Source organism: Pelomonas candidula (genome assembly GCF_043555985.1).
Lineage (GTDB): Bacteria > Pseudomonadota > Gammaproteobacteria > Burkholderiales > Burkholderiaceae_C > Pelomonas > Pelomonas candidula.
This window is the reverse complement of the sequence record NZ_JBIGIC010000023.1, coordinates 28943-53709: the sequence shown is the minus strand read 5'-3', so window position 1 is coordinate 53709 and position 24767 is coordinate 28943. Positions and strand designations below refer to the sequence as shown.

Here is a 24767-nt window from a genome sequence, read left to right as displayed (position 1 = left end):
TCAGTGTCGCCACGTCAATCACTCCAGTGCTCCTGCCGCAAATCGCGGCAGGCTAGGTTGATACGTGGGTCAGGTTTGAACGGAAATCAGTGTGAGAGGTGGGTCAGGTTTCGGAGGAAATCAACACAGAGCCGGGTGCGTGGGCTTCGCTTCAAGCTTGCGGGTGGTTGCAGCCTCAACCGCGCCCCATCCCGTCAAACACCGTCTTCCGCAGCTCAACCATGACCTCGGCGAGGCTGGGCGCCAACTCTTCCCAGGCGACGGCATCGAAGTGCCGGGGGCGGCGAAGCTGCGAGGTCTGGGCGCGCTGCAGCCGGCGGCCGTTGCAGCCGAAGACGATGCTGTTGCCGCAATCCCGGTCACGCAGGACGAGGACGCGGCCGTCGAATGCGCGGCTGATCCGCTCGACGTGCAGGGCGTAGTCGCAGTGGCCCATGTGCAGGTTGACGACCAGCAAGCCTTCCGGCTGCAGTGATTCGCGGCAGTCGTCGTAGAAGGCTTGCGAGCACAGGGCGGGCGGGATGCCATCGGGGTCGTAGCCGTCCACCATCAACACGTCCAGCCGATGCGGCGGCGAGCGCACGAAGTCGGCGCCGTCGCCCCGGCGCACCGCGAAGAGGCCGTCGTCCGGCGGCACGTGGAACACGTCTCGTAGCGCGATCACGTGCGGGTTGATCTCGACGACGTCGATGCGCGCCTTCGGCAGGTAGGCGCGGCAGAACTTGGCCAGCGAACCACCGCCGAGACCGACCATGCCGATGGTGTCCGGCCTGTCGTTGAACAGCAGGAAGCCCATCATCGTGCGGGTGTAGTCCAGGTCCAGCGCCAGCGGCTTGAGCGACTGCATCCGGCTCTGGATCTCACCGATCGAGAAGTGAAGCGCCTTCGTCGTCAGCGTCTCGTAGATGAAGGGCTTGACGTGGTCCTCGGCATTGGCGGTATCGGGCATGGTCAGCGAAGTTGTCGGCGATGGAGTGGGCTGCGCCGGGCGGCACGGGCAGCCACCGGCATGCCAAGCCTGCGGTGCCGTGTCCGGATTGACCCCGGCGGCAGGCCAATATTATTGGCATTCGATTCGCTCACGATTATCATGCCGTTAACATAGAAAGCACACCATGGAGCAGAAAACCGCACGGCTGACCGTCCTGATCGACCCGGACAAGAAGAAGGCCTTCGAGACGCTTTGCGCGCAGCAGGACGTCACGCCATCGCAGGTGGTCCGGCGCCTCATCCGCGATTACCTGGCGGCCCACGGCGTCGACTTCGGTGCTGCTGGCGCCAAGGCGCCGGAAGCCGGCTGACCCGCTGCCGCACGGAGCGCCGGCCTGTCAGGCCCCCACGGGCATGCAGCCTTCACGGAGATACAGGCACCTCCCGAGCACGGCCGATGTCAGCCCCTGTGCCCCAAGGCAGAACCCGGTCGGCCTGCCGGCCCGGCGAACTCGCCTGCGTCCGGCACGTGACGCGCTTCCATTCGACACACTGAACCCCTACTGAACCCCATGAGCACCCTGCCCGCCTGCCCCAAGTGCCAGTCCGCCTACACCTACGAGGACGGCGCCCAGCTCGTCTGCCCCGAGTGCGGCCACGAATGGTCGGCACAGGCAGCCGAGGCGGCTGCAGAGGAAGCCCGCGTCATCAAGGACGCCGTCGGCAATGTGCTTCAGGACGGCGACACGGTGACCGTCATCAAGGACCTGAAGATCAAGGGCTCGTCGCTGGTCGTGAAGGTGGGCACCAAGGTCAAGAACATCCGCCTGACCGACGGCGACCACGACATCGACTGCAAGATCGACGGCATCGGCGCGATGGGGTTGAAGTCGGAGTTCGTGAAGAAGGTCTGAACGGGTGAGCGGCGCCTTCGCGCGCCGCCCGGTTCAACGTCACGAGAAATCGCGCGCCTCGTCGTCCGGCGTCCACGGGATGACCTTGTCATCGGCCAGCCGGTCCACGTCCGCCAGCCCGATGGACTCAGCCACGTCGCGAGGCACCGCGTCGAACAGCGCGGTGCCTTCGATGTCCAGCTCGTGCACGCGTGCGCTCCAGCAGGACAGGTACAGCAGGCTGGAGAACGCCCGGTCGTTGCTGTCCTGCGGATCGCACTGGTGGCGGATGGCCTCGATCACCTGCTCCGGGAACAGCCAGCGCGACGCGAAGGCGGCGCCGACCTCCGGGTAGGCGTAGCCCAGGTCCGCGATCTGCGCCTCGTAGCGGTGGTCGTCGGTGACGAAGTTCGGCTGCAGGCTGGCGCGGTCGGGCATCGCCATCTTGAGGATGAGGTCGCCCGTACCGTGCAGCAGCCCGGCGGTGAATGCGATGCCGGGGTCGAGCCGCAACTCTTCGGCCAGGGACTGCGCGATCTTGGCGACGTCCAGGCTGTGGCGCCAGAAGTCGGTCATGTCCGCGCCTGGCACGCCCTTGAAGATGCCCCCCACGGCTGCCGCCTGCACGAGCTGGCGCGTGGCCTTCAGCCCGAGCCGCGCCGTGGCCGCCTCCACCGTCCCGATACGCGCACCGCCAGCGCTGTAGCGCGCGGAGTTCACCAGCCGCAGGATGCGCACCGTCAGCCCGACCTCGCTGGACAGCAGCTGATTGACCCGGCGCATGTCGGGATCATCGTTCTGCAGTTCGCCAAGAATCCGGTTGACCGCCTCCGGCAAGGAGGGGATCAATGCGTCGGTAGCGAGCAGGTCTTCGAGTTTCATGGAATACCTCGCGGGTGATGCGCAATGCTAATGCCCGCGCCTCCTCTTCAAGTAACCGCCGCCTGACACGCGAGAACCCGAGACGCACCACCCGGCTCCCTAGAATTCCAGCCCCGCCCCCTACCTGACCCCTTGCATCGGCTTGCCGCCAACGCCAAGCCGGGTCGGGCCGACCGAACAAGCCCCGGCAACCCGCACGGATGGGGCAGCGCCCGAGAGATCACGTTTGAACACCCTGGAGCAACTCCGCGCCGGCGCCCTGCGCGGCACACAACGGCTGACCCTGCGCGAGGGCCTGCGCGAACTGCCCGCCGAGGTCTACACGCTGGCCGACACGCTGGAGGTGCTGGACCTCTCCGGCAACGAACTGGAAGACCTGCCGGCCGACCTGGCCCGGCTGCACCGGCTCAAGGTCATCTTCTGCTCCAATAACCGCTTCACGCGGCTGCCCGAGGCGCTGGGCCGCTGCGAGGCGCTGGAGATGGTGGGCTTCAAGGCCAACCGGATCGACGACGTGCCGGCCGCCGCGCTGCCGCCACGGCTGCGCTGGCTGATCCTGACGGACAACCGCGTCGCCACGCTGCCCGACGCGCTGGGCCGCCGGCCGCTGCAGAAGGTGGCGCTGGCCGGCAACCGCCTGACCGCCCTGCCCGCCAGCCTTGCGGCCTGCGAAACGCTGGAGTTGCTGCGCATCTCGGCCAACCGGCTCGACGGCCTGCCCGACTGGCTGCTGACACTGCCGCGGCTGACCTGGCTCGCGCACGGCGGCAACCCGTTCAGCATGGCGCACGAAGCGTCGGCGCTGGCCAGTGCTGCCCTGCCGCGCGTGCCCTGGTCACGGCTCGCCGTGCAGGCCCTGCTCGGCGAGGGCGCGTCGGGCCACATCTACCGCGCGGTGACTGCCGATGGCGGTGCGGTCGCGCTGAAGGTCTTCAAGGGCGAGGTCACGAGCGACGGCCTGCCGTCGACGGAGCTGGCCGCCTGCCTGCAGGCCGGCTCGCACCCTCAGCTGATCCCCGCCATCGGCCGCCTGAGCGGGCACCCCGCCGGCGCGGACGGCCTGCTGATGCCGCTGGTCGGCCCCGAGTTCCGCGCGCTGGCGGAACCGCCGAGCCTCGCGTCCTGCACGCGCGACGTCTACGACGCCGCACTGCGCCTGACACCCACCGCTGCGCTGTCGATGGCCACCGGTCTGGCCGACGCACTGGCGCACCTGCACGAGCGCGGTCTCTCGCACGGCGACCTGTACGCGCACAACACGCTGCACGACGGCCACGGCCAGGCCCGGCTGGGTGACTTCGGTGCTGCATCCTTCCTCGCCAGCGTGCCGCCGCAGCAGGCGGCACGGCTGCAGGCGCTGGATGTGCGAGCGCTGGGCTGCCTGCTGGAGGAACTGGCCGGCTGTTGTGACGTGCAGGCCCCGGGGCTGCAAGCCATGCGGGCTGTCGCACAGGACTGCCTGCAACCGCAGGTCGACCGGCGGCCACGCGCCGGTGACGTGGCACAACGGCTGCGCGGCGCGGCGATGGGCTGAGCCGGCGAACCGCCGTCACCGCGCTTCAGCGTCGGCATCGCCGCGGTCCGGCATCAGCCCTCGTGGCGCGCGGCGCTAGAACATGCCGTGCAGCTCGGCAAAAGCCTGGCGCCGGTTGTCCGTCGCGTTCTGCGGGATGCCGCCGAACTTGCGCATGCCCGCGCGCAACTGCACGAAGGCGATCGGCGTGTACTCGTAGACCAGGCTGTAGCGCACCTTGTTGTCGTGCGCCACGCGGCGGTCCGGGTCGAGGTACTCGCTCGTCAACTTCAGGTTGTGGCCCTGCCGGACCAGCCAGTTGGCCTCCAGCAGCGTGGCGAGCTGGCGCCGCGTGCCTTCGGGGTAGCCGGCGTCGCTGACGAGGTCGAGCTCCGCCAGCCAGGCCACCGGGCCGGTCGCCGTGCCTGCGAACAGGCCCCAGGCCTGCCGGTCTCCCGCCGAGGACTTGACCTGGGCCGCTGCCGCGCCCACGCGACCCCAGGGCTGAATCCAGATGGCCTGTGCGGTCGTCTGGTGGCCGCTGACACCGCCCTTGTTGCCGGGGCCGCCGCTGCGCACCAGCTGGACGGACCACTCGTCGCTCTCGTGGCCCAGCTCCAGGCCCTTGTCCGGCTCGGTCATGTTGATGCCGCTGAGCTGGCGCACGAAGGCCTGGCTGTCCTGCAAGCGCCAGCCGAAGGGCAGGTAGAACTGCCCCGCCTTCGCATACCAGCCCAGGCCCGGCGTCGACAGGCGCACGTAGGCTTCCTGACGCTCCGACTTGCCGGGCGCCACCTGCTGGTCGAGGTAGGCGCCGAGGTAGTCCTTGACGAGTTGCACGTCGGCATAGAGCCTCACCTGCTCGGTGCCACCGACGCTGCTTGTGGGCTGGCCGGCGACGGCAGTGCGCGTCGTCGCGGTGCGCAGGTCGCCGCCCAGGCGCAGGCGGTCGTCCAGCAGCGAGCCGTTCCAGCCTTGCAGTGCCTCGGGCAACGCGTTGGCCGGGATGGCGCCCTGCGCGAAGGCGTTGCCCACCGCGTTGCGCAGGCCACCGCCCGTGGGGTTCACGTGGCAGGCCACGCACTTGAGACCCGTGCGGATGGCCAGGTAGGGCTCGGCGTGCACGCCGCTGAACAACAGCGCCAGGGCCAGCCCCAGCCACAGTCGCCAGGCCCTCATTGCGGGGCCCCGTTGTTGATCCACTGGCGGATGAGGGTGATGGTCGCGGCGTCGAGGTAGGGGCCGCCCAGCGGCATGCGCGCGCCCACGGCCTGGTGGCCTTCGAGCTTCTGGATGATGTAGCTGTTGTCGGCATCGCCCGGCGCCACGCGCTTGAGCGACGGCACCTCGACACTGGGCACCCCCACCAGCAGCGCAAAGCTGTTGGTGGCATCCAGCCTCAGCCCACGCGGCGCCGACGCGCCCGCGTGGCAGGCGGTGCAGATCGGCGTGAACACGTGCGACTGGATGGACGCGAAGCTCGCCGTCATCGGGCCGTTCGGGTCGCTGCCGTCACCCACCGGGCGGCCATTGCTGTCCAGGCCCGAACCGCTGCCGCCACCGCAACCGGCAGCCATCGCCACCACCACACCCGCGGCGGCCATCCATGGTTTGAAGATCCTCATCGTCATTGCCCTTTCATGGCGTTCACTGCGACATGAGTGCCGGGCTGCGGCGTGCAGGTTCAAACGCGATGAGGAATTCGCGCGACGCGCGCGCTCAGAAGGCCGTGGTCAACGTGAGCTGCAGCGTGCGCCGACGCGACGAATCCGTCCACGTGTAGGGGTCGCCACGGCTCGCGGCAACCCACGCGAGCTGCAACTCGCTACCAGTACCCAGCAACCGGGAGGCGCCCAGGCGCAGGTCCTGCCGCGTCGAGCCGGGCAGGCTGCTGTAGGGCACCACCTGCGACCCGAAGCCGCGCAGCACGCCGACATGGCCGACGGCCGACCAGCCCGAGTCCAACGGCCAGCGCGCGTTCAACTCCGCGTAGAGGCTGCGCTGGCCGACACCGTAATAGTCCGGCGACGCGTAGACACGCAGCTGCCAGCCGTCGCCGAGCAGGCCGCAGTAGGCCTCCTGGTAGTCGTAGCGCGACACGCTCTCGAAGACATGGGCGACGACGCCCGCCTCACCATCCAGCCCCGGCGCCAGCCCGAACACGCGACCGCCGTAGACCTGCAGCCAGCCGCCGCGGTGCTGCGCATCGAAGCGTGCATACCCCAACTGGCCGCCGCCATACCAGCCGCCATCGCCGTCCCAGGCCAGGCTCACCTGGGCGCTGGGCCGGTTGCCGCTGTAGGACATGCCGCGGCTGCGCGCATCGGTCTGCAGCGACAACGTGCCTCCGACGTCGGCGCCGGCCGGCAGCGCAGCACCGAAAAAGACGGCAAGAGCGGCGGTCAGCCTGGCCAGGCGCGCGGAAGGCATCAGTCGGCAGTGTGCCCCAGCCCTGCGCAGGCCGGCCCACGCGCCCCCGCCTGTCGCGCCAGCGTCGCGCAGCTGTCGATGCGGTCCTGGCCCGTGGTGACGAAGGCCGTCTTCAACAGCATGCCTCCGCTGCGCGAGCCGCCCAGTTCGCGCATGAGGGCCAGCAGGCCAGCCGCATGCGCCGCGGAAAACGACGAGCCTGACACCAATCCCCAGCCGCCACCGGGCAGCGTGCTCGGCACATCGCGGCCCGGCGCGATGAGCGTGCCCGCCGGCAGCGGCGGGCCGCTGCCAACGACCAGCACGCCGGGATGGTTGGCCGGAAACGGCCCGCCCTTCGCCGGCTGCGCCGCGACGATGCTGACGCCGCGCGCCTGGGCCTGATCCAGCAGCAGCGCCAACAGCCGGTCGTCCGGCCCGCCCAGGCTCATGTTGATGATGTCGGCGCCCTGCTGGATGGCCGCATACAAGGCCTTGGCCAGGCCGAGGCTGGTGCACAGCGTCTGCCCGCCGTCCGTCTTGGCTGCCTGCCAGCACGCCCGCAGCGCCAGCAGCCGGGCCTGCGGCGCGATGCCGGCGATGCCGGCGCCGTTGTCGGCGCGCGCCGCGATGATGCCGGCCACGGCCGTGCCGTGGTTCTCGGCCGGCGGCGGGCGGTCGTCGACGAAGTTCTGGTTGAACACGACCTGCCCGGCCAGGTCGGGATGACCGACCTCCACGCCGCTGTCCACCACCGCCACGCGCACGCCGCGGCCCGTGGCGAGCCGGTGCAGCTCGGCCAGGTGCCACTGCTGCGCCGCCGGCTGCGCGGCGTAGAGCGGCTCCTGCTCGCTGCCCTGGGCCTGGTACAGGCCCACCGGCTGGGCCCAGGCGACACGGCGGTCCTCGGCGACGGCCCGGGCCACGTCGGCCGCAGCGCGCCGGTCGCCATCAGGCACGCGCATGACGAAGCAGTCCACGCCGGCCAGCGGCATGGGCCACTCGCTGCTCATCTGCAGGCCATGCTTGTCCGCCAGGCTCTGCGCCACCTGCTGGCGCGACTGCCGCCCCACGCCGGCGCCGTAGCTGCCGGCGTAGCTGCCATCGGGGCGGTAGTGCGCCTTGGGCAGCTGCAGCATGACCAGCACCTGCCGCTGCGCCTCCTCGGCCTGCGCCACCGCGGGCCGGCCGGCGATGCAGCAGGCCAGCAGCACCAGCAGCCGCAGCCAGGTCCGCAACTGCTTCATCGCCCCGGTCCTGGTGGCGCTGGCTGCAGTGGCTCGGCCAGCTGCACGATGGGCGCCGTGCGCAACGCCGCCAGCCCGCGGGCGTCCACGCGCAGCAGCCAGGCGCCGGTCTCGGTCGGACCGGCCACGACGCTGGCGCCCTGCGCCTGCAGCAGCCTGCGCAGCGCCAGCTCGCTGGTGCCGGGCTTGAACATGACGAGGGCATCCGCCACCACCGGCGCGCTGCCGGCCGCCGACAAGCCTTCGTAGGCCGGCATGTCCTGGCGGGCCTGCAGCCACAGCCCCAGCAGCAGCGCGACAGCCCCGCCCTGCAGGCCCAGCGCCCAGGGCATCCAGCGCGGTGCGGAGCGCTTGGCCGCCACCGGCTGCATGCGGGCGTGCAACTTCGCGAGGCCCGCTTCCGCGTCGCCCGTGTCGGCATCGCCGGCCGCGTGCAGCAGCGTCTGCAGCGGCTGCTCGGCGGCCAGCTCGTTGCGGCACAGCTGGCAGTGCAGCAAATGCCGCTGCACCTGCGCGACCTCGGCCTCGCCCAGCCGGCCGCGGGCGAACCAGGGCAGCAACGCCTGCACGGCCGCGTGTTCGTCGTGTTCCATCGGGATGACCACACTCATGACAGTTCTCCATGATGACCCGCCAGGTCATCCAGCAGCAGCCGCAGGCGGCGCCGCGCATAAAACATCCGCGTCTTCACGGTTTCCTGGGGGCAGCCCACCACCTCGGCGATCTCGCCGTAAGCCATGTCGTGGAAGTAGCACAGCTCCACGACGGCCCGGTGCTCCGGTGACAGCTCGGCCATCGCCGCCCGCAACCGGCCACGCAGCTGCACGAGGGTGAACTGCTGCTCCGGCCCGGGGCCCGGGTCGGCGGCCTCGGGCATGTCGTCCTCGTCCACCGGCAGGTCGAGCCGGCCCAGTGCCTTCAGGCCCTTGCGGTAGGCGATGCCGAAGATCCACGTCGACAGCTTGCTGCGCCCGTCGAAGCTGTCGGCGCGCTGCCAGACGACCAGCATCGTGTCATTCAGCGCCTCCTCGATGGCGGCCGACTGGCGCATCAGGTGCGTCAGGAAGCGCCACAGGCGGGGGTGGTAAAGGCGGTAGAGCGTGTCGAAATCCGCGCGCCGGCCGCGCCTCACCCCCGCCAGCAGGGCCAGTTCGGCGGTTTCCGAGGCCACCCCGTGCGCCGGCGGCGGGGCGGACTCGCGCTTGTTTCGGAGGCTGGACCAGATCGACATGCCGCGTGAGTACCCTGCCAATTCCCAAAGGTTCAAACGGCATCCTAGCCAGCGCGGTATCGTGTCGCCATGAGCGAAGCTGGCGCCTTGTCCACGCCCCACCTGCCCACCCCGCCCGAGGCGTGGGGGGCCGGTCCGGCCGACGCCGAACCCCAGCTGCTGGCCAGCGGCCCCCGGGAGTGGCGCGTCAGCGGCGACTGGACGCTGCTGGCGCTGCGCGGGCGCTACGAGGAGTTCCGCCAGCGCATCGCCGCGGCGGTCGCCGACAGCGCCGACGCGCTTTGGGATCTGCGTGCCCTGAGCCGGCTCGACACCGCCGGCGCGCTGACGCTGTGGCAGGGCTGGGGCCAGAAGCCACCCGGCCGCCTGCTGTGGCTGCCGGAGCATGTGACGCTGTTCGCGCAATTCATGCAGCCCGGCACGCTGCCCAAGCGCAAGCCCGCGCTGGGCCCGGGGCTGGAACGTGCCAGCCTCAGCCTGCTGGCCTTTGCCCGCCACGGCGTGGACATCGTGGCCCTGACCGGCCGGCTGCTGCTGGACCTGGGCCGCGTGCTGCGCCACCCGTCGCTGATCGGCTGGCGCGAGATCTCTGCCAACGTCTACCGCACCGGCGCGCAGGCGCTGCCGATCACGGCGCTGGTGGGGTTTCTCGTCGGGCTGACGCTGTCCTACCTGATCTCCAAGCAGCTCAAAACCTACGGCGCTGACATCTTCGTCGTCAACATCCTGGGGCTGGCGGTGCTGCGCGAGCTGGGGCCGCTGCTGGCGGCCATCATCGTGGCGGGCCGCTCGGGCTCGGCGATGACGGCGCAGATCGGGGTCATGCGCGTCACGCAGGAGCTGGACGCGCTGTCGGTCATGGGCATCTCGCACACGGTGCGGCTGGTGCTGCCCAAGGTCGTCGCGCTGGCGATCACGCTGCCACTGGTCGCGCTGTGGACCAGCGCGCTGATGCTGATGGGCGGCATGGCCGCGGCCGGCGCGCAGCTGAAGCTGGACCCGACGCAGTTCCTGCGCCTGCTGCCCAGCGTCGTCGAGCCGGTGAACCTGTGGCTGGGCTGGACAAAGTCGGTGCTGTTCGGCGGCACCATCGCGCTGCTGGCCTGCCATTTCGGGCTGCGCGTGAAGCCCAACACCGAGAGCCTGGGCCAGAGCGTCACGCAGTCGGTCGTCACGGCCATCACGCTGGTCATCGTCGTCGATGCCATCTTCGCGGTCCTGTTTTCCAACGTCGGCGTATAGAGATGACCGCCCCCACGCCCGCTTCGCCCACGACGGACACCGTCATCGAAGTCGACAACGTGACCACCGCCTTCGACGGCCACGTCATCCATCGCCACCTCAACCTCACGGTGTACCGCGACGAGGTTGTCGCGCTCATCGGCGGTTCGGGCTCGGGCAAGACGACGCTGCTGCGACTGCTGCTGGGGCTGGAGGTGCCGCAGGCCGGCAGCGTGAAGATCTTCGGCCACCCGCTGGGCGCCTGCTCGGCCTGCGACCTGGAGCATGTGCGCTACCGCTGGGGCGTGCTGTTCCAGAGCGGTGCGCTGTTCTCGGCGCTGACCGTGTTCGACAACATCGCGCTGCCGCTGCGCGAGCTCAAGAGCGTGCCGCCGGACATGGTCAAGCCGCTGGTGCTGCTGAAGCTGGCGCAGGTGGGCCTGAAGCCGGAAGACGCGCTGAAGCGGCCGGCCGAGCTGTCGGGCGGCATGGTCAAGCGCGTGTCGCTGGCGCGGGCGCTCATCCTTGACCCGCAGCTGCTGTTCCTGGACGAACCCACCGCCGGGCTGGACCCTGACAGCGCCAAGCAGTTCGTCAAGCTGCTGCGCAAGCTGCGCCAGGAGCTGGCGCTGACCGTCGTCATGGTGACGCACGACGTCGACACGCTGTTCGCCGTCGTCGACCGCGTGGCCGTGCTGGCGGACCAGCGCATCATTGCCTGCGGCCCACTGCCCGAGGTCGCGCGGTTGCAGCATCCGTTCGTGCGCAACTTCTTCCTCGGCCACCTGGAGCGCTGCGCCGAGGAGGACGTGAAGCGCTTCCGCCTCAGCCTGGACGACACCAGCGACGAGGGTGGCGTGCCCGCGTTGTTGCGCGAGGACGCGCTGTGAGCCCCTCGCCCAGCCGCGCCTCGCTGAACGCGGGCTCGTCCGGTCGGTCCCCCACGGGGACGGCGATGCGCGCGGCATCGAGCCGCGCACACATCGCCAGAGCGGACCGGCTTGGGAGCGGCCCTGCGCTCGGTCCGCATTGAATACCGCCCGCTGACCTCACACACCTATGGAAAACAAAGCCCACGCCCTCGCCGCCGGCCTCTTCTTGCTGCTGCTGGGTATCGCGCTGGCCGCCAGCGTGTTCTGGTTCCAGGGCGACCGCACGGCGCGCGTGCACTACACCGTCGTCGCGCGCAGCGGCGTGCCCGGCCTCAACCTGAAGGCACCGGTCAAACTGCGCGGCGTGGAGGTCGGCTGGGTCGACAGCATCGGCTTCGACCCCGAGGACGCGCGCCAGATCCTCGTCGGCATCACCGTCGACGCGACATCGCCCGTGTCGACGACCACGCATGCGCAACTGGGCCTGCAGGGTGTCACGGGCCTGTCCTTCGTCAGCCTGGAAGAGGCCGACGGCAAGGCCGCGCTGACACGCGCCGCGCCCGGCAGCCGCATCGCGCTCAGGCCCACGCTGCTGGACCGCCTCGCCGAAAGCGGCCCGCTGCTGCTGGCCGGTTTTGCCGAGACGGCGGAGCGCCTCAACAAGCTGCTCAGCGACGACAACCGCCAGCAGTTGGGCCGCACCCTCGTGCGGCTGGACCAGACCGCCGCCGACACCAGCCGCCTGATGGCCGCGCTGCAGCCATCGGCCCGCCAACTGCCCGGCCTGCTCAAGGATGCCGACACCACAGCCCAGCGCGCGAGCAACGCGTTGCGCGAGATCGAGACGCTGGCCGCCGACAGCCGCGCGCTGGCGCAGGACCTCAAGGCGCGCATCGCCGTGCTGGACCGCATCGACGGCGCGGCCGTGCAACTGCAGACGACCTCCCGCAACCTGGAGCTCTCGCTGGTCGGCGACACGCCGCAGCGCACCCGCCCGCTGGTGGCCGACCTGTCCGCCGCCAGCCGCAGCGTGGAGCGTGCCGCCAACGACCTGGGCGACCAGCCGCAGAGCCTGCTGTTCGGCCGCGGCCCGCGCCCGCCCGGGCCGGGCGAGAGCGGCTTCGACGAACGACTGAAGGCGGCCACCAAATGAAGCGCCTCACCCCCGCCATCGCCGCGCTCGCCCTGAGCGCCTGCTCCCTCGCGCCGACCGCACCCAGCCGCGCCGTCTACGACCTCGGCCCCGCGCCCGCCGTCGCCGGCAGCACGCTGGCCTGGCGCATCGCCGACGTGACCGCCCCGCCCTGGCTCGCCACCGATGGCATCGCCTACCGCCTCACGTTCCAGCAGGCGCAGCGCCAGGAGCATTACCGCGACAGCCTCTGGGCCGCGCCGCCCGCCGCGCTGCTGACCCAGCGCCTGCGCGAGCAGCTCGCGGCCGTGCCCTCGTGCGCCGGGCGCCCGGCCGGCCTGCTGGCCGTCAACCTCGACGAGTTCGAGCAGGTCTTCGGCAGCACGACGAGCAGCCAGGCCGTGCTGCGCGTGCACGCCACGCTGTGGCCCGCCGGCACCGGCCCCGCGCTGCAACAGCACTGGCGCCTGGAGCGCCCCGCCGCACCCGATGCGCCGGGTGCCGTGCATGCACTGGCCCAGGCGGTGGACGACTGGCTGCCGCAGCTGGGCAGCTGGCTCTCGTCCAGTTGCCAGCAGTAGGCCACGCCGGCGATCACTTGCGGAACTTGCGCGGCAGGGTGCCGGTGGACTACCGTGCCGGTCGAGCGCCATCGACACCAGGGAGCAAGACATGGACCCGCTCCGCCCCTCGCCCGGCCCCGACGCCCGCCGCCGGCTGCTGGCCGCCGCGCTGGCGGGCCTGGCCCTGCCGCGCGCGTGGGCGCTGGAGACGCTGACGATCACCGCCGTCGGCCGTACGGGCGGCAGCGGCGTGGCCGCGAAGCTGCTGGCCGACATCTACCGCCGCGCCGGCCTGGGCCTCGTCATCGACGTGCTGCCGGCGCCACGCGCCAGCCTGATGGCCCTGAACGGCACCGCCGATGGCGAGCTGATCCGCATCGCCAGCTACGGCCAGACCTACCCGCAGCTGCTGCGCGTGGACCCGTCGTTCTACCGGGTCAGCGTGCGCGCCTACTCGCTGCCCGCGCGCGCTGCCAGCGTGCAGTCGACCGCCGACCTGAAGCACTACGCCGTGGGCTCGATCCGCGGCATGCCCTACGCGCAGGAGCTGACCGAAAACCACCCGTCCCTGACGCTGACGCAAAACGCGCTGCAGCTGTTCCGCATGCTGCTGGCCGGCCGCATCGACGTGGCCCTGTGCACGACGCTGGCGGCACAGTCGGCGCTTAACGACCTGGGCGCGAAAGCGCTGGACGAGTCGCCCGACCTCGCCCGCTTCGACCTGCACCACTACCTGCACATCCGCCGCAAGGCGCTGGCGCCACGCATCGGCGACACCATCCGCCGCATGCGCGACAGCGGCGAGCTGGGCCAGCTGACGCAGCGCTACGAGGCCGCCGCGGCGGCGGAACCACCAGCCTAGACATCCAGCTCGTAGACCGTTGCCGCCGCCCGCTCGGCCGCCGTGTGGCCGGCCAACGCGCGGTCCCACTCGGCCCCGGTGGCGCCGGTCGACGCGCTGGCGCCGCCGGTCATGTGGGTGACCTCCTCGGTGCCGGCGTCAAACTCGGCGACCTGGCTGCGGTCGGCCAGGAACAACCGCGCCACCGCACCGTCGGTCGAGCCGATGATGACGAGATAACGCGCGACGCCCCGGTGCATCTGCTGGGCGTGCCGGGACGGCACTTCGTGGCCAAAACCGTCGTTCATGGGGACCTCCTCAGGCCTTGTCGAGCGGGAGCGGTTCAGTGGCGGACCAGTCGGGCTGGGGCGCCTCGATGGTCGGGAACCGCAGGGGTTGCACGTCCACCTTGCGGGCGACCAAGCGGGCACACTGGCGCAGGCAGGCCAGCGCACTAGCCTGCAGGTCGGGCTTTGCTTCGTGACTGAAGCAGCACACGGTGCCGTAGACACTGCCGTCCGACAGCACGACGGGCGTGCTCAGGTGGGCCCCGACCTCCACGCCCACGTCCGGCAGGTCGCCGCTGGCGACGAGCGTGCGCGCGTCGGGCACCAGCTCGGGCATGCGGCCCTGCACGACGCGCTGGCAGTAGCTCTCCTCCAGCGGCGCGGCGTCGCCGGCATGGATGCCCAGCGCTTCACCACCATGCACGAAGCGGAACACCCGCTGGCCATCGACGAACTCGGAGACGAAGACCACGTCCATGCGCAGCTGCTTGCGCAGCATCAGCAGCACGTCGGTGATGCGCCGGTCCAGCGACGGATCATGGCTGTCGGCGGTGGCAACGAGCAGTTCCGAGATGCGCACCTCCAGCGTATCGAGTTCCAACGGGTCCGGCAGCGACATGGAGGCTCCTGAAACGACGAGCCCCCATCATCACCGCGCGCAGCGTCGGGCGTCGAGTAACTGCCGGTTTCCGTAGGGTTTCGGGCAGATCAGGGCTTCATCGGCGCATCGCCGGCGACAGGCAGCCCCGCGACGCGAACACGCTCGTCGACGTCCTTGCCGAGCCGGCGCGCGGCCTCGAGGTCGCTGCGGGCCGCGTCGGCCTGGCCCAGCCGCTGCTCGGCCAGCGCGCGGCCGTAGTGGGCGAACGGCAGGGCCTTCAGCTTGATGGCGGCGTCGAACGCCTCCACGGCCTTGCGTGCGTCGTCCAGCCGCAGATAGGTCCAGCCCAGGCTGTCCAGGTAGAGCGCCTCGCCGCCGTCCTTGTCCACGGCGGCCTTGCAGTCCTCCAGCGCCTGCGCCACGTCCTGGTTGAGCCGGGTGCGCAGCCAGCAACGGTCGTTGAGCACGCCGGCCAGGCGCACGTCGGTGCCATGCGCCGGCAACCAAAGCCCCCATTGCCGCAGCGCCTCGGGCGCCAGGTTCAGCCGGGCGTACAGGCCGGCCAGGCGTTCGCGCATCTGGTCGGACGGCGGCAGGCCGGCGTCCAGGGCGCCCAGGTCGGCCAGCGCGCCGTCACGCTGCCCGGCGGACACGCGCAATGCGGCACGGGTCACGCGGGCCTCGCTCAGGTCGGGCTTCAGGGTCAGCGCCTGGTCCAGGTCCAGCCGGGCCTTGGCCGCCTGACGCAACGCCAGATGCACCCGCGCCCGCGCCAGGAAGTTGTCGGCGGAGGACGGCGCCAGCTCGCAGGCGCGGTCCAGGTCTTCCAGCGCCTTCGCCAGTTCGCCGCGGGCTGCGGCAGCCTCGCCGCGCCGGGCCAGCGCGTCGGCATCGTCGGGAGCGACATCCGCCGGGCGCGCCGCGTAGCGCGGGTCGTCGGCACGGTCCGAAGCGTTGCGTGCGAACACGGGGCCACCATTCCAGGTCGCGTAGACCTTCTTCTGCAGCCGCGACACGTAGATGCGGTGCGACAGGAAGTAGTCCAGGCCGAGCAGCATGTCGTTGCGGCTGTAGTCGACCTCGTCGATCTTCACGACGTTGTCGACGATCTTCTCGCCCCCCAGCTCGAACGATGCCATCGGGCCGGTCCAGGACCGCGCCCGGCCTTCGCCGATGCCGCTGGCCCAGCCCGACTGCTTCAGATCACCCTCCTTGATGTCGGCACGCCTGGCCGAGGCCAGCCGCAACGACGTGGTCGGCGCGCCCGTGTCCATCAACGCGCGCAGTTCCACGCCGTTGATGCGCACGGCGACGCGGACTTCGTTGGCGTACTCGCGGGCGTTGCTCTCGAGTGCCGTCACGATGACCGGCGCGTCGCCGGCCCAGTCGGCGAGGTTGGTGGCCTTGCACTCGCCCTTGGGGAACACCAGCCGCACGACGCCGTGGGCCAGGTCGTACTCGGTGTCGGCCATGGACAGGAAGTTGCGGCCCAGCACGCCCTGGATGCCGGAGCCCAGCTCATTGCCACCGACGACGAAATCGACATCGGCAATCTCGCTGTCGCGGAACCCGACCTTCTCCACACGGGTCATGCGCAGGTCCTCGACCTTGCCGGTGTAACCCCGCACCACCAGCCCCCGGGGCGGGTTCTGCAGCGGCAAGCCGAGCTGCGTCGCGGTCGACGCGGGCAGCATGCTGAAGAAGGCGCCGCTGTCCAGCAGCATCGGCACCTCGGTGCCGTTGAGCGTCAATGTGGCGATGGGCCGGTGATTGACGATACGGACCGGGATCTCCAGCTGGCTCAAATGGCAATCGGCCCAGGCGGCCTGCGCGCCCACCAGCAGCGCCGCCCCCGCGGCACTCCAGCGCCAACTGCGCTTCTGACTTGCATTCATCTCTGTTCTCCCTGACGCCGCTCGTGACGGCGGCCGCACTCTACCCAAAAGCGCCCAACGGCTTGAGCGCTCCCGCAGCAGCGCCTGGGTAAACCAGAGGCCTCGCTCCGAACCGGGTAAGCTATCTTTATTGAACCACTGTTTCATTTTTAAATCGTGACTCCCACCTCCTCGGCCGCGACGCGGCCGGTGTCCATCGCGGCGCTGGGCGAATGCATGCTCGAACTGCAGGGCCAGGCCTTCGGCACCCTGCGCCAAACCTTCGGCGGCGACACGCTGAACACGGCCGTCTACCTGGCCCGCTGCGGCGGTGCCGACCTGCGCGTGCACTACGCGACGGCGCTGGGTGACGACTCCCTGAGCGCCGGCATGCTGGAGCGCTGGCAGGCCGAAGGCGTGCTGACCGGCCTTGTGCAGCGGCTGCCCGGTCGCGTGCCGGGCCTGTACCTCATCGAGCTGGACGAGGGCGGCGAGCGGCGCTTCCACTACTGGCGCGGCCAGGCGGCGGCGCGGGCGTACTTCGACACGGCCACGACGGCGCTGGAGGAGCAGGCCGACGCGCTGGACGCGCTGTACCTGTCGGGCATCAGCCTGGCCATCCTGCCTCAGGCCGGCCGCGAGCGCGTGCTGGCGCTGATGACGCGCATGCGCGCCGCCGGCAAGGTCGTCGCCTTTGACAACAACTACCGTCCGCGGCTGTGGGAGTCGGCAGTCGACGCACGCTACTGGTACGGCCGCGCGTTCGCCGCCGCCTCCGTCGCGCTGATCACGGCCGACGACCACCAGGCCCTGCACGGCCTGCCCGACCTGGCCAGCGCCGTCAGCGCGGCCCAGGCGCTGCCGGTGGACGAGATCGCCATCAAGCGCGGTGGCCTGCCGGCCATCGTCGGCGGTGCCGACAGCGAGGGCCGCTGGCAGGAGGTGGCAACCGAGACCGTGCCGCGCATCGTGGACACGACGGCCGCGGGCGACTCCTTCGCGGCCGGCTACCTGAGCCGGCGCCTGCGCGGCGCGTCGCCGACTGAAGCGGCCGCCTTTGGCAACCGCCTGGCCGCGCGCGTCATCCAGCATCCCGGCGCGCTGATTCCGCGCGACGCGATGCAGGACCTGCTCTGATCCCTCCCGAGGCTGCCACGGTGCCACTCACGCAGCTCTGCAAATGACGCCGAACCGCCGTGCATTGCTGATGGCGGGCCTGTGGCCGCTGCTGGCTGGCGCAGACACGCTGGACGCCACGCTGGCCGGCCTGCAGAAGCGCTGGCGCCCGCGCCTGGCCTGGCGGCCCGACGCCGGCTGGCGCCCCGAGGCGCTGGCCACCGCGCGCCGCCTGATGCTGCTGCCCGGCGACGACGGCAGCGCCTTCGCCACCGAAGTGCTGGCCGAGCAGGACCGCGGCAGCCACACGGCCCTGCAGCTGACGCTGCGCGGCGCGCTCGGCGACCGCGTGCCGGCGCTCTACCTGCGCCCGAACGGCCCGGGGCCTCACCCGGCCGTGCTCGTGCTCCACGACCATGGCGCGCGCTTCGACATCGGCAAGGAAAAGCTCGTCCGGCCGCTGCAGCCCAACCCGTCGGCCGATGCCTGGGCCCGGCGCTACTTCGAGGGCGTCTTCGTCGGAGACACCCTCGTCGACGCCGGCTTTGCCGTGCTGGCCATCGACGCGCTGGGCTGGGGCGAGCGCAGCCGCCCGGGCTTTGCCAAGGACGACCAGCAGGCGCTGGCCAACCACCTGCTGCAACTGGGCCAGGGCTGGGCCGGCGTCATCGCCAGCGACGACCTGCGCTCGCACCACTGGCTGCGCGAGCGACCGGAGATCGACGCGAAACGCGTCGCCGTGCTGGGCTTCTCGATGGGCGCCTTCCGCGCCTGGCAGCTCGCAGCCGTCTGCGACGACGTCAGCGCCTGCGTCGCCGCCCACTGGATGTGCACGCGCGACGGCCTGCTGCGCGACGGCGAGCACACGCTGCAGGGCCAGTCGGCCTTCAGCATGGTGCACCCGGGGCTGGCGGCCGAGCTGGACCACCCAGACGTGGCCGCGCTCATCGCGCCACGGCCGCTGCTGCTGTTCGGGTCGCCGGACGACAAGCTGTTCCCCTGGGACGCGACGCAGGCCGCCTGGACGCGGCTGGCCCGCGCCTGGGACGGCCGCCCGGCTGCCTTCAAGACACAGGCCACGCCGGGCGGGCACCGCTTCGACCTCGCCCAGCAGCGCGCGGCGACGGCGTGGCTGAAGCAGCAGGCCGGCTGAGCGCAGCACGGCTTCTTTGGCATAGTCGCGCCGCAAAGGAAGGATCGCCGTGTCGACAGGCGGGCCATGGCAAGGCATGCGGCAGCAACGCTCCAGACTCAGGGTGACATCGTGGTTCCTCGGCACCGCGGCCATCGTCGTGCCGGGCGCCTTCCTGCAATACCAGCTCGGCCGTTTCGACGACTGGGCCAAGACCCAGGCCGGCGGCGTCTGCGGCACGCCCCTCGCGGCCATCTGTCTGCTGGCCGGGCTGCTTTGCGTCGCGCTGTCGCTCTCGGCATCCGTGCTCAACGGCATCCACCTCTACCGCTCGACGGCACCGTCCGCCGGGCGCCGGGCAGAACTCGCGCTGGTGCTGGCCCCGGCCCTGCTGATCGGCGTGTCGCTGGTCACGATGACGGTGCTCTGACCCGCCGCACCGGCCAAGCCAACGCCAGAGACCACACGTGAACTGCAGGCCCCGGCGTCGAGAGGGATGGAGATCACGACGGCGTGCCGTGCAAACAGAGCAGTGGTGCGCATCGCTTCTCGAGCAACATCCCTCACGATGAAAGCAACGTTGACGGCGCTTCTGCTGCACGCCCTCGCCGCGCCCACTCTCGCTGCCGACAGCCAATGCTTCGGCACCACCAGCCACGGCCACATCGAAGGCAGCGTCGCGCTGCCGGTCAGTGGCCCCAACTTCTCGCCCTACAGCCGCCTGGGCGTGTCGCTGGGCCGCACGCATGTGCACGCCAAGGTGGCCGAGATCGTCGCCGACGCCTACGCGGAGCTGGCCCGGCAGACACCCGACGTTCACTACGTCTACGGCGAGACGGGCTGGCCGTCGGGCGGGCGCTTCAAGCCACACCGCTCGCATCAGAACGGGTTGTCGGTGGACTTCTTCGTGCCGGTGCGCAACGGCAGCGGCCAGTCCGTGCCGCTGCCGACGGACGTCGGCGACCGGTTCGGCTACGACATCGAGTTCGACAATCAGGCCCGCTGGGACGACTACCGCGTCGACTTCGCCGCACTCGCCGAGCACCTCTACCAACTGCACCGTGCCGCCGCGGCACGCGGCTTGGGCATCAAGCAGGTCATCTTCGACAGGCCCTACCTGCCGCAGCTGTTCGCGACGCCCCGCGGCGCCTGGCTGCAGCAGCACGTCACGTTCATGAAGGCCCGGCCCTGGGTGCGGCACGACGAGCACTACCACGTGGACTTCGCTATTCCCTGCAAGCCATGAATCCTCCGGCAGGTTGAGGATGCCCGGCCCCGCGAGCGGACGAGGCGGGGCTTGCGCTGGTGGTGTTCCCGCCCGCGCGGCGCCACACTGCGACCCATCCGCCTGCCGACGCCCACCATGAACGAACTGCTCGCCGCCTACCGCTACACGTCCAACAACTATGGCCAGATCGAAGGCAGCCGGCTGTGCGGCTGCTGCAACTGCGTGGAGATCTTCCGGCCCGACGAGATCGTCGGCTGGACGGGGCTGACGATGGACAACATGACCGACCCCAGGGCCGTCAACGAGCAGACCGCCATGTGCCCACGCTGCGGCTCCGAGGCCGTGCTGGGCGACGGCTGCGGCTTCCCGATCAACGCCAACTTCCTGGCGCGCATGAACGAGGCCTGGTTCCAGCGCACGATGATCCGCCGGCCGGCCGGCAAGACCTGAGGCCGCGCCAGAATCGGCGACGTCAACGCCGGAGTCCGCCATGATCGTGACCGTCTTCCGTTCCCGCCTGCGCGACGAGGGCCGCGAGGCCTACTTCGAGCTCGCGCCCCGGATGGGCGAGCTGGCCCGCACGATGCCAGGCTACAAGTCGCACAAGGTCTTCGTCGCCGAGGACGGCGAGCGGCTGACGCTGGTCGAGTTCGACAGCGCCGAGGCGCAGCGCGGCTGGTCCACGCAGCTGGACCATGTCGCCGCCAAGAAGCAGGGCCGGCAGGACTTCTACGCCGAGTACCGCCTGCAGGTCTGCGAGGTGATCCGCGAGTCGCGCTTCCAGGCGGACGACGCGGCCACGAACCACCCGTGAACACGTCCGCGACGCGGCGCCTGACCATCAGGCAGCCGCGCTTCGGCTGCGGCCATTTGCGCCCCTAACCTCCGGGGTTGCCGGTCCGCGGTGCCGCCGCATACTGCCGGCATGGCCCTCCAACACGCCTCACCCGGTCAAGCCATCGACATCCAGCCTGCCGCCACCGAGGCGGGCGATGCCAGGACCGTAGCCCTGTTCAAGTCGCGCGACCTCGAGGTCATGCGCCTCGTGCTGCCGGCCGGCAAGGGGCTGCCCCCGCACAAGGTGGCGCGGGAGATCACCATCCAGTGCGTCAGCGGCGCGCTGGCCGTGACGACGCCCGCAGGCCGCCATGAACTGCAGGCCGGCCAGTTGCTGTACCTGGACCGCGAGGCCATGCACAACGTGCTCGCGCTGCAGGACGCCGTGGCCCTGGTCACGGTCGCGCTGCCGGGCTGAGCCCCCAGGGCCGGAGGGCGGCGGGCGGGGTCAGCACCCCGCGCTCGCGCCCGCTTCAAGCACGCGTCAAGGGGCGGGCACCCAGCCGCCGGGTGCGCCGGTGGCGATGGTCGAGTTCTGGAACACCTCGGCCCGCGTCGACAAGCCGGTGGCGGAGCCGAGCAGCTTGGCCAACGCCAGGCTGGTAGCCACGCTGTTGACCTTGACCGAGGCCACGCCCAGCCGGGCGCTGACGTCCAGCGGCGCGCCGCTCGCATCCATGCTGCCGAACTCGCGCCAGCCGGCCGTGTCGGTCACGGCGCCATCCGTCGTGCCGGACCACGGCGGCGGGTTGCTGCCGCAGCTGCCGGTGCCCACGCCGGTCTTGCTCGTGCCCGTGCCCACGCACCAGCCCACCGGCAGGATGTGCGATCCCATCCTGGTGTTCGCGAACGCGACGTTGTCGACGTAGGTGGTGGACGTGGTGCCGCCACTGCGGGCCAGGTAGGCCTGGCTCACCGCAGGGTCGGCGGTCAGCGTGCTGTTCAGGAACACGAAGCCCTTGTCGCCCGCCGTGGCGCGCGACTGCACCACGTAGCCGGGCGAACTGCTGGCCGGATCAGGGACGGAGCGGATCTCGCTCTCCTCGAACAGGCTGGCCATCACGTTGCCCCAGATGAAGTCCACGTTGCCGGCGATCAGCGACTGGTAGAACCAGTTGTAGCCCTTGAGCTGCAGCGTGTCCTGCTGGCTGTAGAAGGCCATCTGCTTGGCCACCAGGCGCGCCGCCGCGGCGGTGGTGCTGGTGTTGAAGTAGATCGTCTCGGCCTGGTTGTCCCACGACGAGCTGCGCTCGTGCGGGTTCTTCAGCGTGAAGTTCTGCAGCGTCAGCAGGTCGGCCGTCTCGATGAGGAAGGACGCCCGGCCGCCGCCCAGCACGCGGTGGCCCAGCGTCTTGCCCGACGTGCTGAGCGCCGTGGCGGCCGAGGCCGCACTGGCGCCACTGCCCGAGTTCAGCGACTCGAAGTTCTCGTCGCCCACCACCACGCCGTCGCGGCTCTCGCCGACGATGCTGAGGTTGGACACCTTGCGCAGGACGTTGAACTCCGGGTAGTTGCCATTGGCCACGGAGATGACCTTGGGCGTCGCCACCGTGTTGCAGCCGTAGCTGGACGGGCTGTTGGTGGAGCAGTACTTCATGACCCAGTTCAGCGCGCCCTGCAGCGTGCGGAAGTTGGCCGTGGTGCCGTTGTCGTCCACGCTGAGCTGCGTGTAGCTGGTGGGCGCGGCGCGGGTCGTGAACTTCCAGCCATCGGCCTTGGTGATGCCCGCGAAGGCGGCGCCCTTGATGGTGCCGGACAGCACCGAGGCGTCCATCGTCACGTAGTAGGCGGTGCCGAAGTCGAGCTTGTTGTTGTGCAGCTTGACCGTGGCCGTGCTACCGGTGACCGACACGGGGCGGTACCAGACGTAGCGCGCAAAGGTCGCGCCGTCGGGCATGGCGCCCAGGCCCAGCGCGTCGATCTCGAGGTTGGTGCGGGCCAGCACGGTCTGCGTGTCGGTGGAGGACGGCGCGCTGCTGACGTCGATGCTGTCGACCAGCACGTCGTCGCTGGCGCGGTAGACGTTGATGCGGCCCGTCGTGCCGATCAGCGGCGCGGCGTCGAACGACAGTGCCAGCCGCGTGTCGGTGTACGCACCGGTCTCGTTGGCGGCGGGCACCTTGGTGCCGGCGACGTCGCCGACGTTGCCACTGCCGCTGATCTGCGTCGTCAGCTTGCCAGCACCGGCCTGGGCCAGCGCATTGGCCTTGACGAGGGCAGCCGGGCGCGGCTTGAAAACGTAGCCCGGCACGAAGGCCGTGCCGGGAGCCACGCTGCAGCTGCCCAGCGCGGCGCCGTTCAGCATGGAGCCGCTGTCCTGGAAAACGCCGGTGTGATCGGAGCTGGGATAGGTCACGACGCTGTCGCAGCCCGCGGCGCCGTCCACGGCGAAGACGTTGGCCTGCGACAGGATGTTGGACGCCTTGCCCGCGCCGATGCTGTAGAGATGCGGGTAGGGGGTGGCCGTCTTGCTGCCGACGAAGTAATTGTTGAAGACATGGACCTGGCCGAAGCGCACGCGCGGCACGCGCTGGGTCACGCCGTCGAAGACGTTGTTGGCGATCGTCACGCGCAGCTTGCCGGCATCGCTGGTGAGGCTGTCGGAGCCACCGATCAGCATGGTCTTGTCGTGCGCCGTGAGGACGTTGTAGGAGACCGTGATGAGGTCCGCGCCCTTGGTGATGTCGATGGCGCCGTCGTGGCACTGCTTGGTCTTGCCGTTTTCGATGGGCAGCGTGTCGTCGGTGACGGGCGCGTCCGTGATGGTGTTGCGGTCGATCCAGACCTGCGTGGCGGAGACGATGCCGATGGCGTCGTACTGCGAGTTCCAGTTGCCGGTGGCGCCGTCGGTCGGGTCCCAGATGGGGCCGACGTCGCAGGGCGCGACGAGGTGCAGGTTGCGCACGATGACCTGGCTGACGCTGCTGATGTCGATCCACGCGTTGACGAAGCCCGCGCCGGGGCCTTCGCCGATCAGCGTGGTGTTGCTGGTCAGGCGCACGCGCGCCCTCACCTTCTGGTCGGCCGTGCTTGCGAACGGCGTGCCTTCGGTCATGTCGATGGTCCCGGCCACCTTGATGATCTTGGGCGCCGTGCCGCCGTTGGCCAGCGCGTTCAGCAGCTCGGCGCGGTTGTGCACGGTGTAGATGTGGTCGGGCGTGGCGGCGCTGCCGCCGGTGGTGCCGGCACCCCAGCCGTCGGTGGGGGCGGTCTGCAGCGCGGCGTCCAGGCCCCAGGCCGGCAGGCTGGCGGCCAGCAGCGCGGCGATGCAGCTCAGGCGTTGGGCGGTCCTCATGCGGCAACCCTCCGGTTGCGGCGCAGGGCCAGCGCGCCCAGGCCGGCGCCCAGCAGCGCGAGGGTGCCGGGCTCGGGAACGGCCGCGGCGGCGCCCAGCTGCGCGGTGAAGCTGCCGAAGCTGTCGGTGAAGCTGAGGTTGTTCAGCGTCAGGCTGATGCTGTGGTCATCGATGAGATTCAGGCTGACGTCGCCGCCGTTGATGCCGCTCAGGTCCAGCCCCACGAAGCTGGACAGCGAGGGGCTCAGGCCCGCAAAGCTGAAGGTGAACATGTAGCTGCCCGGCAGGCCGGTGTCGCCGCTGTTGTTCCAGACCTGCAGCAGGCCGCTGCTGAGGAAGTCGAGGCCGACGGCGAAGTCGCCGGTCAGGAACTCGACGTCGCCGAAGCCGTCACTCAGCTTCGTGACGTTGCTGCCGTCGTCCAGGCCGACCAGCGTCGTGCTGGCGCCGCTGACCTGGCCTGTGATGACAGTGCCGACGGGCACGGTGGCGGCCAGTGCAGCGGTGCTGCCCAGCCATGCGGCGGCGATGACCGCCAGGGTCTTGAAGGTCTTCATCAGTTGTCTCCGTTGTTGATGCATGGCCGCTCTGGGAGGCGGCTCGACTTCTGTGGCGCAGACCTGCAGGGTCCCGCAAGCAAAAAAGGGCACAGACGACAGGTCT

Annotated in this window: 28 protein-coding genes; 15 read left to right on the top strand and 13 right to left on the bottom strand. The window is 70.6% G+C overall.

Translation table 11 applies throughout. From position 1 onward, the window contains the following. Nucleotides 1-175: 175 nt before the first annotated feature. The gene (locus tag ACG04R_RS27625) at nucleotides 176-949 is read right to left on the bottom strand and encodes a spermine/spermidine synthase domain-containing protein (protein ID WP_394417741.1); all 774 of its coding nucleotides are present in this window, start codon (nucleotides 947-949) and stop codon (nucleotides 176-178) included. 166 nt (nucleotides 950-1115) lie between these two features. Here ACG04R_RS27625 and ACG04R_RS27620 point away from each other — a divergent pair, with 166 nt between their 5' ends. Beyond that, on the top strand, nucleotides 1116-1301 hold the full coding sequence (locus ACG04R_RS27620; RefSeq protein WP_394417738.1) for a ribbon-helix-helix protein, CopG family: 186 nt from the start codon (nucleotides 1116-1118) through the stop codon (nucleotides 1299-1301). Between the two features lie 201 nt (nucleotides 1302-1502). Beyond that, nucleotides 1503-1844 carry a zinc ribbon domain-containing protein YjdM gene (locus ACG04R_RS27615; protein WP_394417735.1) on the top strand — a complete coding sequence of 114 codons (342 nt, stop codon included), beginning with the start codon at nucleotides 1503-1505 and terminating at the stop codon, nucleotides 1842-1844. 39 nt (nucleotides 1845-1883) lie between these two features. Here the strand turns inward: ACG04R_RS27615 and ACG04R_RS27610 are convergent, their stop codons facing one another. Beyond that, the gene (locus ACG04R_RS27610) at nucleotides 1884-2705 is read right to left on the bottom strand and encodes an HDOD domain-containing protein (RefSeq protein WP_394417732.1); all 822 of its coding nucleotides are present in this window, start codon (nucleotides 2703-2705) and stop codon (nucleotides 1884-1886) included. 226 nt (nucleotides 2706-2931) lie between these two features. Between ACG04R_RS27610 and ACG04R_RS27605 the strand changes: the two genes are divergently transcribed. Continuing rightward, nucleotides 2932-4239: a leucine-rich repeat-containing protein kinase family protein gene (locus ACG04R_RS27605; protein WP_394417729.1), complete on the top strand. Its 1308-nt coding sequence runs from the start codon at nucleotides 2932-2934 to the stop codon at nucleotides 4237-4239. Nucleotides 4240-4314: 75 nt separating this feature from the next. On the opposite strand, the gene ACG04R_RS27600 is transcribed toward ACG04R_RS27605, so the two are convergent. The 6 genes from ACG04R_RS27600 to ACG04R_RS27575 all read right to left on the bottom strand — a co-directional run bounded on the left by ACG04R_RS27600 (nucleotide 4315) and on the right by ACG04R_RS27575 (nucleotide 9105). Continuing rightward, entirely contained in the window at nucleotides 4315-5397 is a 1083-nt protein-coding gene (locus ACG04R_RS27600; protein WP_394417726.1) for a hypothetical protein, read from the bottom strand. Continuing rightward, entirely contained in the window at nucleotides 5394-5843 is a 450-nt protein-coding gene (locus ACG04R_RS27595) for a hypothetical protein (RefSeq protein ID WP_394417723.1), read from the bottom strand. The genes ACG04R_RS27600 and ACG04R_RS27595 overlap by 4 nt, the downstream gene beginning before the upstream one ends. Before the next feature lie 94 nt (nucleotides 5844-5937). Beyond that, entirely contained in the window at nucleotides 5938-6648 is a 711-nt protein-coding gene (locus tag ACG04R_RS27590; RefSeq protein WP_394417720.1) for a TorF family putative porin, read from the bottom strand. Next, complete coding sequence (locus tag ACG04R_RS27585) at nucleotides 6648-7874, bottom strand: S8 family peptidase (RefSeq protein ID WP_394417717.1); 1227 nt, start codon at nucleotides 7872-7874, stop codon at nucleotides 6648-6650. Before ACG04R_RS27585 ends, ACG04R_RS27590 begins: the two co-directional genes overlap by 1 nt. Beyond that, complete coding sequence (locus ACG04R_RS27580; RefSeq protein WP_394417714.1) at nucleotides 7871-8485, bottom strand: zf-HC2 domain-containing protein; 615 nt, start codon at nucleotides 8483-8485, stop codon at nucleotides 7871-7873. The genes ACG04R_RS27585 and ACG04R_RS27580 overlap by 4 nt, the downstream gene beginning before the upstream one ends. Then, complete coding sequence (locus tag ACG04R_RS27575) at nucleotides 8482-9105, bottom strand: RNA polymerase sigma factor (protein WP_394417711.1); 624 nt, start codon at nucleotides 9103-9105, stop codon at nucleotides 8482-8484. Before ACG04R_RS27575 ends, ACG04R_RS27580 begins: the two co-directional genes overlap by 4 nt. A gap of 87 nt (nucleotides 9106-9192) precedes the next feature. On the opposite strand from ACG04R_RS27575, the gene ACG04R_RS27570 reads away from it, so the two are divergent. From ACG04R_RS27570 to ACG04R_RS27550, 5 genes are all read left to right on the top strand, one after another. Then, complete coding sequence (locus ACG04R_RS27570) at nucleotides 9193-10347, top strand: MlaE family ABC transporter permease (RefSeq protein WP_394417708.1); 1155 nt, start codon at nucleotides 9193-9195, stop codon at nucleotides 10345-10347. 2 nt (nucleotides 10348-10349) lie between these two features. Beyond that, nucleotides 10350-11216, top strand: coding sequence for an ABC transporter ATP-binding protein (locus ACG04R_RS27565; RefSeq protein ID WP_394417705.1), 867 nt, complete (start codon nucleotides 10350-10352; stop codon nucleotides 11214-11216). A gap of 169 nt (nucleotides 11217-11385) precedes the next feature. Beyond that, nucleotides 11386-12351 carry an MlaD family protein gene (locus tag ACG04R_RS27560; RefSeq protein WP_394417702.1) on the top strand — a complete coding sequence of 322 codons (966 nt, stop codon included), beginning with the start codon at nucleotides 11386-11388 and terminating at the stop codon, nucleotides 12349-12351. Further along, on the top strand, nucleotides 12348-12911 hold the full coding sequence (locus ACG04R_RS27555) for an ABC-type transport auxiliary lipoprotein family protein (protein WP_394417699.1): 564 nt from the start codon (nucleotides 12348-12350) through the stop codon (nucleotides 12909-12911). The genes ACG04R_RS27560 and ACG04R_RS27555 overlap by 4 nt, the downstream gene beginning before the upstream one ends. Before the next feature lie 91 nt (nucleotides 12912-13002). Then, nucleotides 13003-13755 carry a substrate-binding periplasmic protein gene (locus tag ACG04R_RS27550; RefSeq protein ID WP_394417695.1) on the top strand — a complete coding sequence of 251 codons (753 nt, stop codon included), beginning with the start codon at nucleotides 13003-13005 and terminating at the stop codon, nucleotides 13753-13755. Here ACG04R_RS27550 and ACG04R_RS27545 read toward each other — a convergent pair. From ACG04R_RS27545 to ACG04R_RS27535, 3 genes are all read right to left on the bottom strand, one after another. Continuing rightward, a complete protein-coding gene (locus ACG04R_RS27545) occupies nucleotides 13752-14042 on the bottom strand; it encodes a hypothetical protein (protein WP_394417693.1) in 291 nt (96 codons plus the stop codon). The genes ACG04R_RS27550 and ACG04R_RS27545 overlap by 4 nt on opposite strands. A gap of 10 nt (nucleotides 14043-14052) precedes the next feature. Then, complete coding sequence (locus ACG04R_RS27540; protein WP_394417690.1) at nucleotides 14053-14640, bottom strand: GAF domain-containing protein; 588 nt, start codon at nucleotides 14638-14640, stop codon at nucleotides 14053-14055. Nucleotides 14641-14729: 89 nt separating this feature from the next. Next, entirely contained in the window at nucleotides 14730-16517 is a 1788-nt protein-coding gene (locus tag ACG04R_RS27535; RefSeq protein WP_394417687.1) for an aspartyl protease family protein, read from the bottom strand. A gap of 156 nt (nucleotides 16518-16673) precedes the next feature. Between ACG04R_RS27535 and ACG04R_RS27530 the strand changes: the two genes are divergently transcribed. From ACG04R_RS27530 to ACG04R_RS27500, 7 genes are all read left to right on the top strand, one after another. After that, complete coding sequence (locus ACG04R_RS27530) at nucleotides 16674-17633, top strand: sugar kinase (protein WP_394417684.1); 960 nt, start codon at nucleotides 16674-16676, stop codon at nucleotides 17631-17633. Nucleotides 17634-17676: 43 nt separating this feature from the next. After that, complete coding sequence (locus ACG04R_RS27525) at nucleotides 17677-18765, top strand: alpha/beta hydrolase family protein (RefSeq protein ID WP_394417681.1); 1089 nt, start codon at nucleotides 17677-17679, stop codon at nucleotides 18763-18765. Between the two features lie 103 nt (nucleotides 18766-18868). After that, nucleotides 18869-19174 (top strand): hypothetical protein, encoded by a 306-nt coding sequence (locus ACG04R_RS27520; protein ID WP_394417678.1) that lies wholly within the window; start codon nucleotides 18869-18871, stop codon nucleotides 19172-19174. Nucleotides 19175-19312: 138 nt separating this feature from the next. Beyond that, nucleotides 19313-19990: a penicillin-insensitive murein endopeptidase gene (locus tag ACG04R_RS27515; RefSeq protein ID WP_394417675.1), complete on the top strand. Its 678-nt coding sequence runs from the start codon at nucleotides 19313-19315 to the stop codon at nucleotides 19988-19990. A gap of 117 nt (nucleotides 19991-20107) precedes the next feature. Beyond that, nucleotides 20108-20422 carry a hypothetical protein gene (locus tag ACG04R_RS27510; RefSeq protein ID WP_394417672.1) on the top strand — a complete coding sequence of 105 codons (315 nt, stop codon included), beginning with the start codon at nucleotides 20108-20110 and terminating at the stop codon, nucleotides 20420-20422. A 40-nt stretch (nucleotides 20423-20462) separates the two neighbouring features. After that, nucleotides 20463-20786 carry an antibiotic biosynthesis monooxygenase family protein gene (locus ACG04R_RS27505; RefSeq protein WP_394417669.1) on the top strand — a complete coding sequence of 108 codons (324 nt, stop codon included), beginning with the start codon at nucleotides 20463-20465 and terminating at the stop codon, nucleotides 20784-20786. Nucleotides 20787-20897: 111 nt separating this feature from the next. Continuing rightward, a complete protein-coding gene (locus ACG04R_RS27500) occupies nucleotides 20898-21227 on the top strand; it encodes a cupin domain-containing protein (RefSeq protein ID WP_394417666.1) in 330 nt (109 codons plus the stop codon). A 66-nt stretch (nucleotides 21228-21293) separates the two neighbouring features. Here the strand turns inward: ACG04R_RS27500 and ACG04R_RS27495 are convergent, their stop codons facing one another. Continuing rightward, nucleotides 21294-24104, bottom strand: a complete 2811-nt coding sequence (locus tag ACG04R_RS27495) for a pectinesterase family protein (RefSeq protein WP_394417663.1) — start codon at nucleotides 24102-24104, stop codon at nucleotides 21294-21296. Continuing rightward, nucleotides 24101-24661, bottom strand: a complete 561-nt coding sequence (locus ACG04R_RS27490; RefSeq protein ID WP_394417660.1) for a PEP-CTERM sorting domain-containing protein — start codon at nucleotides 24659-24661, stop codon at nucleotides 24101-24103. The genes ACG04R_RS27495 and ACG04R_RS27490 overlap by 4 nt, the downstream gene beginning before the upstream one ends. Between the last annotated feature and the right edge of the window lie 106 nt (nucleotides 24662-24767).